This is a genomic window from Paenibacillus sp. FSL K6-3182 (assembly GCF_037976325.1).
GTDB lineage: Bacteria > Bacillota > Bacilli > Paenibacillales > Paenibacillaceae > Pristimantibacillus.
The window spans coordinates 4,654,967-4,672,304 of record NZ_CP150265.1; the positions used below are offsets into that span (position 1 = coordinate 4,654,967).

Sequence of the window (17,338 nt, forward strand, 5' to 3'; positions counted from 1 at the left end):
CATTCATTCCTTCCCTTGGCTGTCCAAAGCCTCGATGACCGATTCTGCCAATGTTTCCATATATAAAGGATCACGATTCAGCATCGCAATTCTATCCAAAGTCATATTCAGCTCTTTCGCAGCAGCTTGTGCTTCAATATCAAGATCGTACAACACTTCCAAATGATCTGATACGAAACCAACTGGTGCAACAAGTACTGCTTTTACGCCTTCTTCAGCGAGCACTGGCAATGTTTCCAAAATATCAGGGCCAAGCCAAGGGTCTCTTGTCCTTCCTGCGCTTTGCCAAGTAAACTGCCAATCCTTCACATTAGCTGCTTTCGCAACCGCTGCGGAAGTTTCAAGCAGCTGCTGCTCATAAGGATCACCAAGCTCACGAATTTTTTCAGGCAAGCTATGTGCGCTAAAAAGCACCTTCACACGCTCTTCACCATCTGTAGCAGCGTCCAAGCGTTCTAATCCAGCTACAACGCGATCCGTTAGCGCCTCAAGCAATTTCGGATGCATATGGTATTGCTTTACGAAAGTCATCGCGATACCTAGCTCTTTCGCCTTTTCTTCCGCACGCTTAATATAACTGCCCACACTCATCGTTGAAAAATGGGGCGCAAGTACGATTCCTACTGCTTGTGTGATGCCGTCCTTCGCCATTTGCTCAACACCGTCTTCAATATACGGTTTTGCGTGCTTCAAGCCCTGGTAGCATGTGAATTTATTAGGAGCCAGCTGCTCTAGTTTGTCCTGCAAGCCGGCAACCTGACCGTTTGTATTTTCACGCAGTGGGAAAACCCCGCCTATAATTGCTTCATAACGACCCTTAAGCTCAGCAAGCAGTTCAGGAGTTGGTGCATTGCCGCGGCGAATATGCGTGTAATACGTTTCAACATCATCCATCGATTCCGGCGTTCCGTAGGACATTACAAGTACGCCTATTTGTTTCGCTTTATGCTCAGACATGACTAGTCTCCTTATGGCTGCGTGCAGCGATTGCCTTTTTAGAATACGATTGTACGAATGCAGTTAACTGAGCCAGCTTCTCGAGTGATGCTTCAGGGAACAAACCATGACCAAGGTTGAAAATAAATCCTGGCTCCTCTATTCCGCTATCAATGATCTCTTTCGCATAGGACTCAATTACGCTAATAGGTGCAGTCAGAATTGTAGGATCTAGATTGCCTTGCACGGCAAAACCATGATCCAGTCTCCGACGGCCTTCTGCAATCGAAATCCGCCAGTCGAGACCGATGACATCTGATTTGACATTTAATAGTTCTGGAAGCAGCTCTCCCGAGCTTACGCCTGGGAAGTAAATTTTCGGCTGCGGCAAGTCTGACAATTCTGCAAAAATACGCTCAATCGTCGGCAAGACGAATTTCCGGAAATCCGCTGGCGTCAAAGCGCCTACCCAGCTGTCGAACAATTGAAAGGCTTTACCGCCTGCCGCGATATGCGCGCGCAAATAAGTGATGACCATGTCGCCAAGCTTACGCATCAATTCATGCCATAGCTCCGGCTCGCTGTACATCATTTCTTTCGTCCGCAAATAGTTTTTCGAAGGCCTTCCTTCAATTAAATAGCTGGCGATGGTGAATGGTGCACCAGCGAACGTAATTAACGGCACTTCCAGCTCACGGTCCAGTATCCGAATCGTCTCAATGACATGGCCTAGATCGCCTTCCACATCAATCGGCTTCAAGCGCTCAACATCAGCAGCCGAACGAATCGGGTTCGCAATTACGGGCCCAATATTAGCTACAATATCAAAATCAATTCCGATAGATGCTACTGGATTCATAATATCAGAATACAAAATAGCTGCATCGACACCCAGTTTACGAACAGGCATCATCGTTACTTCAGCCGCAAGCTCCGGCTGTTTGCATATTTCAAGCAAAGAATACTTCTCTTTTATTTTGCGATACTCAGGATCATATCGTCCCGCTTGTCGCATGTACCATACAGGTAATTGATCTACTTGTTCCTTCCGGCAAGCCCGTATGAAACGGTCGTTATAAGACATTCCCGTTCCCCATTTCTATGTATTTTCCTATGCTTCCATTATGCCCTTTTTCCGCAAACCTAACAACCGCCGACACTCCACTTCCTATGACAATAGTATGACAATCAGCAGCAGGTTGCATGAAGGATGTATGAAAAAAAGATGGCTTCATTAATAAGAGCTGTAGCACTCTAACTAATAAGCCATCTTGTACTTATGACATTCCCTTGAATTAAGCTGATTGCTCCTGAGTTTTCTCCGTATCACTGACTTTACGGAAAACGTCTGCATATTGAGGAAATATGTACGTTTGAATGTTCATTCGCAAGGAAAGAATCGGTTTATCTTTCTTAATGAAAGGATGCGAATATAAATCTGGATAATCATTACTAACGATTTCTTTAGTTAATTCCGTCAAGTTCCATTTTTGTAATGTGAACAACCTTTCATGCTTTTGCATATTGTCGATATAGAGCAATAGACTAGGAAGATGACCAACGACAACCACTTCGAGGTTATTAGTAATGATATTTAAATTTGGCTCCGCAGTCTCAGAGGTTTGTGGAATATTTTCATCCTCATTCGATTGCTTTACATAAGCTAGCGGTGCCATAGAGAGCAACGCTAAATCTTGAAAAAAAATGAGGTTATCTGAGTCAACTCTGCTTACAGGCACACGGTTCGTTAATTGTTCAATCTCTTTCTCTGATATCTTCTCATCAGAATATTCGTTTCTCACACTTTGCAGCGTCAGTTTTTTTTGTTCTAACACTTGTTTAACTTGCTTCAAGTTCTCTAGCTCAGGTAATAGGTAAACATACAAAGATACTGCGTTCACCATTACCAATATAGCAATGCCAATGATAAAATAAATCTGAAATTTAGTAAGCGACGGCTTGGCAACTTTTAATTTGATTTCCATATTTATTGAGCTCCTTTTTCCTTATTAAGCTCAATGACCAAGGCTAGCTTATAAACTTCTTTTCTTTTCATTTCTATGACGGTTTCGCCGTTTGTACCTGAAGTAACAGCTTCCGCAGACGTTTGCTCGTCCGCTTTCTTATAGAAAGAAGATAATACAACACCTTGAAGCTTATCATTCTCCTCCAAGTCCTTCATATATTGAATCACCTCAGATGCATTCACAAAATCGAGCTCCATACTAATTTTCAGATCATCACTAGCGGATATCGTCATTATTTTTGTTGTCAAAGGCAGATTTCCAATAATGGCCGCCAAATACGACTTCCATTCCGTTCGATTAAGCTCTAATTGGGCAATCATTTGCTCAGCTTGTTTATATGCGTCCACCTTAACCTTCAAATCGCCGTTATTACGGATTTTGTCGGCTTCCTGCTCCGATCCTAAGCTCTCCTGTTGAAATCTGCTAGCTTCCGCTTGCCAAGTCTTCGTATAGTACAGCTGCGAGCTTAACAAAATTAACATTAATAACAACATCAACGGCAGCAGCTTTGGATTTTTGGAGTTTGATTTTTGCTTCACAGGCAGTAAATTTATTGATTTCATGTTCCCTTCCCCCTCAAAGCTAAACCAAGCGGCACGGCATACATTGGAACACTCCAGCTGCTATCCTTTCCTGCTTTAGATAATAGATCCAAATTCAGCAACGCTACAGGCGGGGTTAGACTATCCTCCATTAAAGAAGCTAGCTTATCTAGTTGTAAAATATCACCAGAGACTATTACTCGGCTGAATGTACGTTCACTCTTATTGATATTGTAGTAGTAAAAATTCATTAACCGCTCAAGCTCTGCTATTAAATCCTGTGCAGCATTCATGAAAAATTGCTCAGGGTTTGAGTAGTTATCTAGCCAAAGATTTTGTTCAATGTCGTGTTCTGTGACTAAAGATTTGAAGGATACCTCAACATTACGGGTAATTTTGAAATGTCCATCTTCTATAATAGTTATCTCACTGTTTAGTTCATTTACATTAACGATAATATTAATTCCTTCGACATCGATATGCCCCCATTTTACTAAACGCAGTAGGGAGAATGACTTGATCTCAATGCTGCAAGGAATTAATTTCAGTTGTTCGAAAATATCTACATAATCCTGCAATATGCTCGTTGATGCAGCAACCACCAATACCTCGCATAAATTCGCTTCTTCCGATGGTAGCACTGCCTCAGCGTTAACAGCCTTCGGCAGCTTAATGAAATCGTAATAAGGATCGTCAAATGCCATACTCAAGTTATTTTTCACTTCGAACTGTACAAGCTTCTTAATCTCAACATTTACGATATCCGGCAGCTTGAGACTTCTTACCATCACTCTTTGACTAGGAATGGCGAAATGAACGTATCGACTTCCAAAGCGCCTGGAGTCCAACACTATTTTCAATACCGCTTGCAGCTTTTCCTTATCCATCACCTTGCCATCGTCAACAACACCAACTGGCAGCTCTCTTGAGGAATAGTTCATTAATTGAACAGCCTTCTTTCCCTTTTGTTGAATCTCACAAACCTTTACATAGCTGTCTGTGATTTCAATACCAAGGGTTTGATGACCATTAGTAAGTTTTCTAAGTATGGACTGATTCATTTCTCATCCCCCTTTCGGCAGTGCAAAATGTAGTTACTTAATGCATATACGTTCTTGTATGTGTCCTTTAACAAGACCATCTATATATGTAGAGGTTGCATACTCCGAATTAAACTTCGTAGTACCACCTACGTAAAAACCTTTGGTTTGATTACTATTCCAGTCCTTCTTTAAGTCACCAAAGGTAGCGTCCTTAAATACTAAAAGCATACCACCAACATCTAGGCTCCCATTTAGTCGCCAGTCTCCAAAGTTTAAATCTGCTTTAGAAATTAGATTTCCACCAATCTTTATAACCGCATCCGTTTGTATAGTATTATTAAAAACAATATTTCCTTTTGACACTAATGAGCCTTTAATATTGAATGCTTTCTCGATAGTGCTATTAACAGTAAAATCTCCTTCCACAATCACATTGCCAAGAACATTAAAATCAAAAACTGTATTTGCTAGTAGCAGATTCCCTTTTATATAGATAGAGCCGCCCACTTGAAAGTTTTTCTTAATGACATCATTAATGATTAAATTATGATTAGCAATGACATCTCCTGCGACGACAAAGCTATAAACTGTATTTTTAATTTGAAGGATTCCTTTCACCTTCAAGGACCCACCAATAGAGAATAATCCTGTTACACCATCTCTTGACTCTGCAACAGGATTGGTGAAGAGCATCCCGCCTTGAACAACAATATCCTTTTTCACATCAAAGCTAGTAATACCATTCGTTGCATTTATACTTCCTTTCACAACCATACCGCCGTCGACATGCCATCTTAGAACGGTGCTCTTATACTCAATGTCACCATTCACTATAATATCGCCTTTGACAAAAAAGTTTGTCAGTGTATTATTTACCACTAAATTACCATTCACAATTAGATCACCATCAATAACGATTGTGCCATTGGTTCCCGTATCACCAATGACGACATTTCCTTTTACAAGAACATCTTGTTTAAAAGTAATCGATTTGTCAGCAGCGAGTTCTCTAAATCTCAAATTCCCTCCGACACGTACGTCGCCTTTAAATAGGATTTCTGCTTTGATGATATCCTTGAAATACAAATCTCCATTTGCCACAACAGAATTCCCGTTACTATCGGAGTCAATAACTATATCCTTTGTGATAATAGTGCTTGGCGTACCTCCTATATTGACATTTTCGGCATTAATAATTGCAGATCCTGACTCACTTTTAGACAAATCAATTGATGTGACTTTACTTACCAGTGCAGCAACCTCACTAAACCGTTTATCCGAGAACACATTCTGGAACGCGTTTGAGATTACGTTAGATGAATGATTGATATAATAATCTGCTGTCGGAGCAAACCATTCTTTAAACTGAGCATCAGTATAGTCGTTTAAAATATGCGATGTCGGCAGCGCTTGTCCCGTTGCAGGCAATATGTAGCATGCTGCAAACACTTTATTGTTTTTGTTATCCTTATTGTCTGTTGTATTGTTACTATTTTTCATAATGACCTTATTGCCAGTTGAAGGGACCGGCGGGGTTGGTGATGGTGTAGGGCCTGGAGTTGGAGTGGGTACAACGACGATCGGAGGAGATGTAGGTTCATGAAGCGGAACTAAATTATACTTTAGTTTGCTTGCACGAACCTGATTTCCGTTTCCGTAATCAGCTTCAAAGACTACAGCTATCGGCTTATTATGGCTGTCATTCACAATTTCCGCTTGAACGTTTAATTGGTCCATTTCATTAATAATTTGAACTAAATGCTCGATGTTTGGCTTTGTATTGTTCGTTACATCCATCTTCTTCATTTCCTCATACATTCTGGCAAACACGGTCATACCCGAATGAGCATCTGTAAAAGATTTCTCTGAATTTGCATTTGTTTTGGCCTGCAGCATTCCGACACTCGTGCTCATAGCAAGCGGAATAATTACAATGGAAATCATAACGATAAATCCAAAAACAAGCATTAACGTTCCGCCTTTTTCAGACTGAAAAGATTTAATCATTGCCTTTTCCCCCTTGAGCATATTATTCTATGAGTAATTCGATCCGACTACTTAAGTATAAAGGAGCTGCCCGATGCGCAATCAAAAAGGATTAACATTGATAGAAGTTTTGGGCTCCATCGTCTTATTAGGCATCGCAGTTCTAGGCATCATATTCATTTTGCAGCAGACCGCTTTAGATACCAAATCTAATGAAAAATCAGATGATGCTGTTGTTGTTGCTAGAAATGTTATGGAAGAAATCAAACACAAACTAAAATCGAACACAGTACAAACTTCAATGTATGGACAAGCCGTTTCACTAGTGAATTTACGAAATCTTGCATCAACCACCATTTATTATCCGGATGCTGTTGATCGGCGGTATGAACTGCGCATTCAATCTCATACAGCTTCGTTAGGAACAGTGTCTCTTACCGATACTGCAGTAACCGACTTAGACTCCATATTCCGCAGAGTTACCGTCATTTGTATCGAGGTCTCTTCTTCGAAGAAATTCGAATTAGAAGCGTATGTTGAATACAAATAATATCGATTGAGGTGAACGGAATGAGACAATTTTTAAAAAATGAAAAAGGATTGACACTTGTTGAAGTTACTGCCGTTCTTGTTCTTTCGGTCATTATATTAGGCTTCTTAATCTACTTGCTAAACTATTCAAATATGAGTCTAAGTCAGGTTTCAACAAGAGAGAAAACACTCCAACAGCAAAGGGATATCATGAGCCAAATTGTGAAAACAGTCCGTAAAGGCTACTCACCAGCTCCATTAGTGAGTAAATCTAGTAATTTGCGCCTTGTTAGCTCTGAGAACGATGAGGTGGTTGACTACACTTACAATAGCTCTTCGAAATCACTTACAGTCTCATTTAAACCGATTGTTGAGAACGTTGTAGCCGCAACTCCAACCTCAAGCTTCACATTCTCTGATCATGTAGAAAACATTCTATTTGATGCCAACGACGGCCGAATAGAGATTAGCCTTGAGATGAAGCTGCCAAATCATTCGATAAAAAAAACATCGACCGTTGTTTATACTACTCAGCGAACCAGCTAAAACTCTAGCAAAGATAAATACCATCCTATCAAGCCGTTCCCCCAATAATACGCTGCTAACGCACCAACAGCGATATAGGGTCCGAACGGTATCGTTTTGCCTCTGGACTGTGCCCCTGTTGCAATCAAAGCAAGCCCTCCGATTAATCCAAATAAACTGGCGAGAAACAAACTGAGCAAGGTGAGCTTAACGCCTAAGATCAAGCCTATGAACACATAAAGCTTGATATCTCCGCCACCCATCGTTTCTTTCTTCAACACCTTATTTCCTATGATGCCTATGATTAACAACGCCCCGCTGCCCGTAATAGCAGCGATTCCATAATTTAATAACGGAAGCGGATGAACGATTAGTCGAATGCATACCGCGCCTATAAAACCAACCGCCACCACTTTATTTGGAATAATCATATCGGTTAAATCTGTTTGTACGATGATAACTAAAATACTAATGAAAAATAGAACAGCGAACAGTTCGAGTTTCCAGCCTATGTAATAGGCTGCATGAGCAAACAGAACGGTCGTTATGAGATCGCCTACGGGGTATCGCCACACTATACGAATTTCACTTGCAGCGGTCTTTAATATCGAGATTATTACTGATAGCAATGGAACTATAGCATACCATTTCGGATTTACTTGATTATTTATTTCGTATACAGGTGGATAAACAGAAAGAAGCCGTTCATCCCATCGGATAGCAACAGCGTTAAGCACACCGCTAAGAAGCAGCCCAAAAAACGCGAATGCGATAATAGCTGGTGTAGTCATTTTGACCCTTCTTTGCTTGAAAGATTTATAGAAAGGCAACCTTGGAGGTTGCCTTTCTATACTACTGTTATTAGCTTAAGGTTACTGTCCATTTATTTGCGTTAAGCGTTGCAGTAAATTTAGTCTTAGAATTACCTGTTACTTTCCAAGTAGGCATAGCATTTAAATATCCCTTAGTTACTAATTCTGTGTCAATAACCGCATCTGTCACAGTTGCAGTTTTCTCTTCATCAACCACGTACCGTAACACAGATTCGATAATAATTTGGTCGGTAGCAGCGTCTGCTTTAATTTTTGAATTGTTAATCGTGTTCCCAATAGCCGGGATAGCAATTGCAGCAATAATCCCAACAATAACTAACACCGCAAGCAACTCGATAAGCGTAAGACCCTTTTGATTCCGTTTCAAAGCCATTAACATAAACATTCTCCTCTCAATTTTTAAAGCATATTTAAAACAATTAAAACCAAGAAACCATTTCTACATTTAAGCAGCTCTGAGCAAGGGGTACATCTATGCTCAGAGTGGATAACGCTTATTCTCCGTAATTTGGAAACATCAATCTATAAATAGCTCTGCATCATCTTAAAAGTCGGCATCATGACCGCCATAACGATGACTCCCACTACCCCCGTTAGCAGAACAATCATAAGCGGCTCTAAAAGCGCCTTGAGACGATCCGCCATCTGATCGACGTCTGACTCATAGAAATCAGCAACCTTATCCAACATGCCCTCAGTTGAACCTGAACGCTCGCCGATAGCCATCATTTGAACAACCATAGGGGGAAAAAGATTGGATTGTTTAAGTGTGTCTGACATCGTTTCCCCACTTAGAACCTTTTCCCGAGTATCCGAAATCACCTTCCCCATTGCCTCATTTCCTACAACGTTTGAGACGATAGACAAGCCTTGCATAAGCGGAATAGCAGCAGCTATAAGCGAACTAAACGTTCTTGAGAAACGGGCAATTGCTTGCTTATGCCATAATGTGCCGAATACCGGTATTTTGAGAAGCATGAAGTCCAACTTTTGTCTGCCGGAAGCTGTGCGTCTAATAAATTTCCATAATAAGCTAGGCACAAACATTGCAGCAATTACGATATACCAGAAGTTTTGCATAAATTCACTAACTGACATAACGATGCGCGTTGGCAATGGCAGCTCGATTCCCATTCCCGCAAAGCTTGTCACATACTGAGGAATAACAAAAAGCATCATGAAAATAACGACGAGAACCATCATTACGAGCATCACCGTCGGATAGACCATTGCTGACTTTACCTTTTCTCTTGTGTTGCGCTCTTTCTCGAAGAAAACAGCTAACCGATGCAGCATCGTATCCAGATTTCCTGCTACTTCACCTGCCTGAACCATGCTAACAAATATAGGCGAGAAAACGGTAGGGTATGCGGACACTGATTCAGAGAACTGTTTGCCGCCTCTCATTTCTTCAGCAATGGCTGCGAGAAGTTTGGATAAGGTTTTGCTATCGGTCTGTTCACTCAAAATTTGAACAGCCTCTACTAAACTAATACCAGCTTGATACAAAGTCGCCAACTGCCTGCAAAAGACAGTAAACTGATCCATCTTGACTCGCGGCCCGCCAAACGATATATCCTTGTATAACGTCGTTTCATTCGTATCTAATATATCCGTGACCCACAAGCCTTTCTCGTTGAGAGCCTCGCGTGCACGTTGCATCGTATTCGCTTCAAGAATTCCAATTGACTTCTTGCCACTGGAAGTAATCGCTTTGTACCGATATTTCGGCATTTTACCCACTCCAATGAAACTCGAATATTAAACTTATAACTCACCGAATCCGAATAACGCTTCACGTGCAGCTTCTATTTTAACCTGACCCTGCTGCACGAGTTCCCGCAGCGCATACTCCATTGTCTGCATGCCTAGCGCCTTGCCAGTCTGCATAACAGAACGTATTTGATAAATCTTCTCGGATCGTATTAGATTTGAAACAGCAGGCGTATTGACAAGAACTTCAAAGGCAGCTGTTCTTCCATGTCCGTCGGACTTAGGCAATAGACGTTGTGAGATGACGCCTAGTAAAACGGCTGCTAGCTGAATTCGAATTTGCGCTTGCATTGCAGGCGGGAAAACATCAATAATGCGATCTATCGTTTGCGGTGCGTCCGCAGTATGTAAGGTGCCGAATACGAGATGTCCGGTTTCTGCTGCACTAATTGCTGTACTTATCGTTTCTAAATCTCGCATCTCACCTACGAGTACAATGTCTGGATCCTGCCTGAGCGCCGCTCGCAGACCATCAGAGAAGGACGGCGTATCCAGACCAACCTCACGCTGATTGACCATCGATTTCTTATGATCATATATAAACTCTATTGGGTCCTCAAGTGTTATAATATGAGCATTTTCCGTTCGGTTCAGATGGTCGATGATGGATGCTAACGTGGTAGACTTCCCGCTTCCCGTGGGTCCAGTTACTAGAAGTAAACCTTGTGGTTTCTTCGCAAATTCAGACGCCATCCGCGGCAGCCGCAGCTCCTCCATAGTAGGAATTCGGCTGGGCACTATTCGAATAGCTAGTCCAACGCTGCCTCGTTGCTTATACGCGTTTATTCTAAATCTGGCGATCCCTGCTACTCCGTAAGAAAAGTCAACGTCACCGTTTTGTTGCAGCGCAGTATACTGTTCTGCATTCATGAATTGCTTAGCGAGCTCGAGCGTATCAAGCGGCTTTAGTAATTCATCGTTTACGGGTAGCAATTCTCCGTGAATTCGGAATATGATGGGAGAATTAACTGTGATGTGAATATCAGATGCTTGTTTGGAATGAGCTAAGCGAAGCATTTCCTCTGCCTGCATGTACAGCCCCCCTCCTGGCAATAACTAACTAGCCTTTATTCTCCAAGCCCTAACACACGAAAAACCTCAGTAACCGTTGTAAGACCTTCTGCTGCTTTACTTAATCCATCCACCATGATCGGGATCATTCCTTGCTTGAGTGCATGTTCATAATACTCATTGTCAGATCGCTTAGAAATAATGAGTGAGCGAAGTTCATTATCTACAAGCAACACTTCATGAATGGCTAATCTGCCTTTATAGCCGGTACGACCGCATTCTCCGCAGCCCGCACCTTTGTATAGGTGATCCGTTCGGATGCCATAGCTTGTTATAAGTTCTAATTCCTTATCAATCGGCGTATATCTCTGCTTGCAATGCTTACAAATCCGTCTAACAAGCCGCTGTGCCACGATACAATTGACAGAAGACGAAATAAGAAAAGGCTCTACTCCCATATCTATTAATCTTGTAATTGAATTCACTGCGTTATTCGTATGTAATGTACTCAGAACCAGATGTCCAGTCATTGCGGCACGTACTGAAATTTCTGCTGTCTCTGTGTCACGAATTTCTCCTAGCATTACGATGTTCGGGTCCTGCCGCAAAATAGCCCGTAATCCTCTCGCGAATGTCAAACCACTAGTAGAATTTACTTGAACCTGATTTACACCTTCAAGCTGATATTCTACCGGGTCCTCTACTGTAATGATGTTCACGTCTTCTTTGTTTAAATGGGCTAGCGCTGAATATAGTGTTGTAGACTTACCGCTTCCTGTCGGACCTGTTATAAGTACTACCCCATAAGCCATTTCAATGCTTTTGCGAAAGACCTGTTCATTGCGCTCGGATAACGTTAGTTTTGAAATATCTGCCAATGAATTTCCAAGATCTAATACTCGAATAACAACCTTCTCACCATGAATCGTCGGCAAAGTAGAAACCCGAACATCAACCTTTCGAAAATCAATATCGAGCTCCACTCGTCCATCTTGCGGAAGACGTCGCTCAGCAACGTTCAAATTAGCCATAATCTTAATTCGGGCTACAATAATGCCATGCATATTAGGCGGGAGCGTTCGCTCCGTTCTCATCACACCATCCACACGATAACGTATGCGGAAGCTTCCGTCCTGCGGATCAAGATGAATATCACTTGCACCCAATTGCACAGCTTGTACAATAACTTGGTTGACAGTTTTCACGACAGGAGAATCCTCATCCGAAATCGCGTGATCTTCGTCTATATCTTTTAGCTGCAAATTTTGACTGATCTGCTCGATTGTATCTTGCAGCCCATAATAACGGTTAATGGCACGTACAAGCTCATCTTTAGAAGCGATTACTGGCTCAATTCGAAGCCCCGTAGCAATACGTATTTCATCAATTGCGAAGTAATCTAGCGGATCAGCCATTGCTAGAATCAGCTTATTGCTTTCCATGCGAAGCGGCATGACACAATGCTGGTCGGCCAGCTTCTGAGAAATAAGTTGTATAATCTTAGGATCTATCTTCTGGCGATAGATTTGTACATGCGGTATGCCTAGCTGAAATTCCAACGCTTCAATAAACTGCTGTTGTGTTATGTAACCCTTTGAAATCAATACGTCGCCAAGCCTAGTCTTTAATTCCCGTTGCTGAATTAATGCCTGCTGCAGCTGTTCTTCGCTAATTACGCCAGACTCGACTAGCAAATCTCCTATTCGCTTACGAAAACCTGACATAACTCATCACCATCTATCGATAAATTTGTAGATATACTAAAGATATTCTCACAATTTGGAACTTGATTTAATTAAATCAAGTTCTAGCATATCTGTCAATGACTTTAGAACTATATTGTTCTCTAATCTATAAGTATTTTAGCCTAATAAAGCGAACAACTATTTTAAAAGGGTCTTATGACCTATGAAAATCTTCCCATTATAAATATAAACGTTTAATAAGAAGAAAAATTATTTAATCAATATTTTAAACTCGTACATTTTAATCATTTTATTAGAAGCAATTTTTTAGAATCGATCACATATGTTATAATTTTCTTATGGAACAATGGAAAAAAAATCTGATCGTGTTGTGGTTCGGACAGTTTCTCGTTATGGCTGGGATGACGATGATCATTCCGTTCCTGTCCCTCTATTTGCAATTTGATTTAGGTTTAACCGATAAGCATGAGATCGGCGTGTGGGCTGGGCTTATTTTTGCGGGCAACTTTGTGACGTCATTTATTTTTCAACCCATATGGGGAAAGATGGCTGACAGGTACGGTCGCAAAATGATGCTGCTCCGCTCTGGTTTCGGTATGTCCATCGTTATGGTATTAATGGGATTTGCCACAACTCCATGGCACTTGCTGCTGCTTCGTATGGTGAATGGGACAATATCCGGCTTCAACCCTGCTTCTATCGCATTAATTTCCGCAACAACGCCTAAAAACAAGATGGGCTTCGCGATGGGAACGATTCAATCAGGAGGCATTGCCGGAACGATACTTGGCCCATTTATTGGCGGCTTGCTCGCGGATTCTATTGGCTTTAGGCCGATCTTCTACCTGACAGGAGCTTTGCTGTTCGCAGCCTCGCTGCTTGCTCTATTTGTTGTAAAAGAACCGTTTGACCGCATGAAAGCAGCTGCTCGCGTGCAAGCCTCCGTCATCGAAGGTTTTCGAAAGTTAAGCGGCATTCCTCAGCTTACTGCGTTATTTGCCGTCACTTTTCTCATTCAATTCGCTATGATGAGCCCAATGACGCTTATTCCGCTTTATGTTCAGGAGCTTCACGGGACAACGGCCAACCTTGCTTTCTTGGCAGGCTTCGTCGGATCAGTCACCGGTCTCTCTAATCTCGTGTCCTCGCCGCTGCTCGGTAAGCTTAGTGACCGAATCGGCGCAGAACGAGTACTTGGCGTAGCGCTTGTTGGTTCGTCGCTCGCCTTTATTCCACAAGCGATGGCAGGCACCGTATGGCAATTGCTCATTGCCCGCTTTTTTCTTGGCATCTTTCTCGGGGGGCTTATCCCAGCCGTAAACTCCCTTATTCGAAAATACACACCGGACGGCATGGAGAGCCGTTCCTACAGCTTCAACACCAGCACAATGAGTCTAGGCAACATGATTGGCCCGATCACGGGTGGTGCCCTCTCCGGTTGGATCGGCATTAAAGGTTTGTTTCTTGTATCAGCGGTCATGCTCATGATTAACGCTGGATGGGTATGGCAGTCGCTGCTTCGTAAACGACCGCTGCCTAAGCAGCAAGGCAAGGACGGCTGACTCGGTTTTTGAGACAGTAAGGGGTCATGAAGGAAATGTAATTCCTTCATGACCCCTTTTAAATAAGTGATGTACTTTTGTTGTAAGCACTCATTGGTGCTAATTGAGTTCAAACCCAAACCATGCTACTTTTACTCTGTAAGAACACATAGGTTCTTACAGCACTCAAATCAACGTTACACCCACCCATTAAGCACACATATGCACTTAAAGCCTACTCCGAGCACTCCCAACACACTAAATTCTCGCTGTAAGAACTCATATGTGCTTACAGCACTCAAATCAACGTTACTCCCACCCCATAAGCACACATATGCGCTTAAAGCCTACTCCGAGCACTCCCAACACACTAAATTCTCGCTGTAAGAATACATATGTGCTTACAGCACTCAAATCAACGTTACTCCCACTCCATAAGCACAAATTTGCGCTTACAGCACCAATCGAGCACTCCCAACACACTAAATTCTCGCTGTAAGAACACATAGGTTCTTACAGCACTCAAATCAACGCTACTCCCACCCCATAAGCACACATATGCGCTTAAAGCCTACTCCGAGCACTCCCAACACACCATATTCACCCTGTAAGAACACATAGGTTCTTACAGCATACAAATCAACGCTACTCCCACCCCATAAGAACACATATGCGCTTAAAGCCTACTCCGAGCACTCCCAACACACCATATTCACCCTGTAAGAACACATAGGTTCTTACAGTACTCAAATCAACGCTACTCGCACCCGATAAGCACACATATGCGCTTAACGCATCCTCTAAGCATCAACAACAATCCAACCATCCAACCGACGCTCAAAAAAACAAGCCCTAACCCCTTCAGCATCAGACCGAAGTGGATCAAGGCTTGCTTCATTACTATTACTTCACAATCGCTATCGCTAATCCATCGTAGCCCGGCAATATCGTGCTCTGCAAACGATCGTCTGTTGCGATGATCTCATTAAAAGAGCGCACGGCACGAACCGCTGGACCTTCCTTAGCTGGATCGATCGTTCTTCCGCGCAGTAAAATATTATCGCCTACAATAATCGCTCCCGGTTTAGCGAGTGCAATCGCGTAGTCCAGATAGATGGGATATCCTTCTTTATCTGCATCAATAAAAAAGAAATCAAACTTCCTGTCAGCAGACTTCAGCTCCGCAAGGCTTTGCTTCGCATCACCGACCATATACTCTACCTTATCTCCGAGTCCTGCTTCTTCCATATGCAGCTTGGCTAGATCAGCATAGTTTTGCAGCAGCTCAAGCGATACTAATTTACCGCCCTCTTGCAAGCCCCGTGCCAAGCAAATGCCGCTATAGCCGCCTAGTGCTCCAATTTCAATAATATTTTGTGCTTTCGACAGCGATACAAGCATCGTTAACAGCCTGCCATACCCATCAGCAACTGATATATCCGGCATTCCATTAGCCGCTATACCTGCTTTTGTACGCTCGAGATCAGCATCTGCCACATAAAGCGAATCCACATATTGTTCATTTTGCAACGTCATTCTACTCTCTCCAATTTTACAATTTGTAAAAACAAGCTAGTTTGTCCTATACTTGATTGTATGTTTTTGTTCACGGGGTTACAAGCTTATGCTTTAGATATGAAGCTAAGGTCACCAAGAATTAATGAAAAGAGAGTGTAAAATGGAAAAGTTACAATTGATCGCAACTGCGCCAATGGGGCTTGAAGCGGTTGTTGCACGTGAATTGAAGGATCTAGGTTATACCGATCTTCAGGTAGAGAACGGACGCGTTAATTTCACAGGCGGTCCTATCGATATTTGCCGCACCAATCTTTGGCTGCGCACAGCAGGCAGAATTCTAATCAAAATGGGAGAATTCCCTGCTACCACCTTCGATGAATTGTTTGAAGGCACCAAAGCGCTTGATTGGCCGACATGGATTCCGAATGACGGTGAATTCCCTGTAAATGGCCGCTCGCAAAAATCTCAGCTGACAAGCGTACCTGCCTGCCAAAGTATCGTAAAAAAAGCGGTCGTTGATAAAATGTCTGCACGTTATGGTACCGAATGGTTTCCCGAAAACGGCGGACGTTATGTAATAGAAGTTACGCTTATGAATGACCGTGCCATGCTGACGCTGGACACTACAGGCGATGGCTTGCATAAACGTGGATACCGGAAAGTAGCAACCGAAGCTCCAATTAGGGAAACGCTTGCCGCTGCTCTTGTTCAGCTTAGCCGCTGGCGTCCTGATCGGCCGCTTTATGACCCGTTTTGCGGCTCCGGCACGATATTGATTGAAGCAGCAATGATTGGCTGGAACATCGCACCTGGCCTTCGCAGAAGCTTTAACAGCGAAGGCTGGCCGCTTATTCCGAATGAGCTGTGGGATGAAGCGCGCGATGAGGCATTTGATTTGGTCAAAGATGATGTTCCACTTCAAATTGCAGGTTCTGATATTGATCCAGGAGCGATTGAAATCGCAGAAGCGGCTATTAAGAAAGCGGGTTTCGGCAAAGAAATCAAGCTTACTGTACAACCCGTTGCCAAAGTGAAGCTTGAAGGCGATTACGGCGTTATTATTACGAACCCGCCATACGGCGAACGTCTCGGCGATGATGTACAAGCAGAGGCTGCGCTGCGTCAGTTCGGATTGACTGCGCTCCATTACCCAACTTGGTCGTATTTCTCGATTAGCCCATCTACGACAATCGAGCACTATTTTGGACGTCCTGCGGATAAGAAGCGGAAGCTGTTTAATGGACGTATCGAGTGTAATTACTTGCAATTTTTTGGCCCGCTTCCCCCTCGCGGAAATCGATAGTAACGAAAGAGGAAGGATATTTTATAGATGTTATATAATAACCACTCGGCTTTACGCCGCTTG

At 42.7% G+C, this 17,338-nt stretch carries 16 protein-coding genes; 4 read left to right on the forward strand and 12 right to left on the reverse strand.

All coding sequences use genetic code 11. The features are described 5' to 3' along the window. Positions 1-3 precede the first annotated feature (3 nt). From hemH to MHH56_RS20735, 6 genes are all read right to left on the reverse strand, one after another. A complete protein-coding gene (hemH, locus tag MHH56_RS20710; RefSeq protein ID WP_339203557.1) occupies positions 4-957 on the reverse strand; it encodes a ferrochelatase in 954 nt (317 codons plus the stop codon). After that, a complete protein-coding gene (gene hemE, locus MHH56_RS20715) occupies positions 950-2,020 on the reverse strand; it encodes a uroporphyrinogen decarboxylase (RefSeq protein WP_339203558.1) in 1,071 nt (356 codons plus the stop codon). The genes hemH and hemE overlap by 8 nt, the downstream gene beginning before the upstream one ends. 211 nt (positions 2,021-2,231) lie before the next feature. Next, positions 2,232-2,921 (reverse strand): hypothetical protein, encoded by a 690-nt coding sequence (locus MHH56_RS20720; protein ID WP_339203559.1) that lies wholly within the window; start codon positions 2,919-2,921, stop codon positions 2,232-2,234. A 2-nt stretch (positions 2,922-2,923) separates the two neighbouring features. Then, positions 2,924-3,526, reverse strand: a complete 603-nt coding sequence (locus tag MHH56_RS20725; RefSeq protein ID WP_339203560.1) for a hypothetical protein — start codon at positions 3,524-3,526, stop codon at positions 2,924-2,926. Beyond that, complete coding sequence (gene pilM / locus MHH56_RS20730; RefSeq protein WP_339203561.1) at positions 3,523-4,566, reverse strand: pilus assembly protein PilM; 1,044 nt, start codon at positions 4,564-4,566, stop codon at positions 3,523-3,525. Before pilM ends, MHH56_RS20725 begins: the two co-directional genes overlap by 4 nt. Positions 4,567-4,599: 33 nt before the next feature. Then, positions 4,600-6,555 (reverse strand): hypothetical protein, encoded by a 1,956-nt coding sequence (locus MHH56_RS20735; RefSeq protein ID WP_339203563.1) that lies wholly within the window; start codon positions 6,553-6,555, stop codon positions 4,600-4,602. Positions 6,556-6,628: 73 nt separating this feature from the next. Between MHH56_RS20735 and MHH56_RS20740 the strand changes: the two genes are divergently transcribed. Both MHH56_RS20740 and MHH56_RS20745 read left to right on the forward strand, forming a co-directional pair. Next, positions 6,629-7,084: a prepilin-type N-terminal cleavage/methylation domain-containing protein gene (locus tag MHH56_RS20740; protein ID WP_339203564.1), complete on the forward strand. Its 456-nt coding sequence runs from the start codon at positions 6,629-6,631 to the stop codon at positions 7,082-7,084. A 20-nt stretch (positions 7,085-7,104) separates the two neighbouring features. Further along, the gene (locus tag MHH56_RS20745; RefSeq protein ID WP_339203566.1) at positions 7,105-7,611 is read left to right on the forward strand and encodes a hypothetical protein; all 507 of its coding nucleotides are present in this window, start codon (positions 7,105-7,107) and stop codon (positions 7,609-7,611) included. Here MHH56_RS20745 and MHH56_RS20750 read toward each other — a convergent pair. The 5 genes from MHH56_RS20750 to MHH56_RS20770 all read right to left on the reverse strand — a co-directional run bounded on the left by MHH56_RS20750 (position 7,608) and on the right by MHH56_RS20770 (position 12,931). Continuing rightward, on the reverse strand, positions 7,608-8,381 hold the full coding sequence (locus MHH56_RS20750) for an A24 family peptidase (RefSeq protein WP_339203568.1): 774 nt from the start codon (positions 8,379-8,381) through the stop codon (positions 7,608-7,610). The genes MHH56_RS20745 and MHH56_RS20750 overlap by 4 nt on opposite strands. Before the next feature lie 70 nt (positions 8,382-8,451). Next, on the reverse strand, positions 8,452-8,802 hold the full coding sequence (locus MHH56_RS20755) for a prepilin-type N-terminal cleavage/methylation domain-containing protein (protein WP_339203570.1): 351 nt from the start codon (positions 8,800-8,802) through the stop codon (positions 8,452-8,454). A 143-nt stretch (positions 8,803-8,945) separates the two neighbouring features. Then, positions 8,946-10,157 carry a type II secretion system F family protein gene (locus MHH56_RS20760; protein WP_339203571.1) on the reverse strand — a complete coding sequence of 404 codons (1,212 nt, stop codon included), beginning with the start codon at positions 10,155-10,157 and terminating at the stop codon, positions 8,946-8,948. 33 nt (positions 10,158-10,190) lie between these two features. Continuing rightward, positions 10,191-11,228 carry a type IV pilus twitching motility protein PilT gene (locus MHH56_RS20765; RefSeq protein ID WP_339203573.1) on the reverse strand — a complete coding sequence of 346 codons (1,038 nt, stop codon included), beginning with the start codon at positions 11,226-11,228 and terminating at the stop codon, positions 10,191-10,193. A 35-nt stretch (positions 11,229-11,263) separates the two neighbouring features. After that, positions 11,264-12,931 carry an ATPase, T2SS/T4P/T4SS family gene (locus MHH56_RS20770; protein WP_339203576.1) on the reverse strand — a complete coding sequence of 556 codons (1,668 nt, stop codon included), beginning with the start codon at positions 12,929-12,931 and terminating at the stop codon, positions 11,264-11,266. Between the two features lie 320 nt (positions 12,932-13,251). Between MHH56_RS20770 and MHH56_RS20775 the strand changes: the two genes are divergently transcribed. Further along, the gene (locus MHH56_RS20775; RefSeq protein ID WP_339203579.1) at positions 13,252-14,475 is read left to right on the forward strand and encodes an MFS transporter; all 1,224 of its coding nucleotides are present in this window, start codon (positions 13,252-13,254) and stop codon (positions 14,473-14,475) included. An 882-nt stretch (positions 14,476-15,357) separates the two neighbouring features. Here the strand turns inward: MHH56_RS20775 and MHH56_RS20780 are convergent. After that, complete coding sequence (locus tag MHH56_RS20780) at positions 15,358-15,990, reverse strand: O-methyltransferase (protein WP_339203580.1); 633 nt, start codon at positions 15,988-15,990, stop codon at positions 15,358-15,360. A 142-nt stretch (positions 15,991-16,132) separates the two neighbouring features. Here MHH56_RS20780 and MHH56_RS20785 point away from each other — a divergent pair, with 142 nt between their 5' ends. Next, on the forward strand, positions 16,133-17,275 hold the full coding sequence (locus MHH56_RS20785; protein ID WP_076266796.1) for a class I SAM-dependent RNA methyltransferase: 1,143 nt from the start codon (positions 16,133-16,135) through the stop codon (positions 17,273-17,275). Positions 17,276-17,338 lie beyond the last annotated feature (63 nt).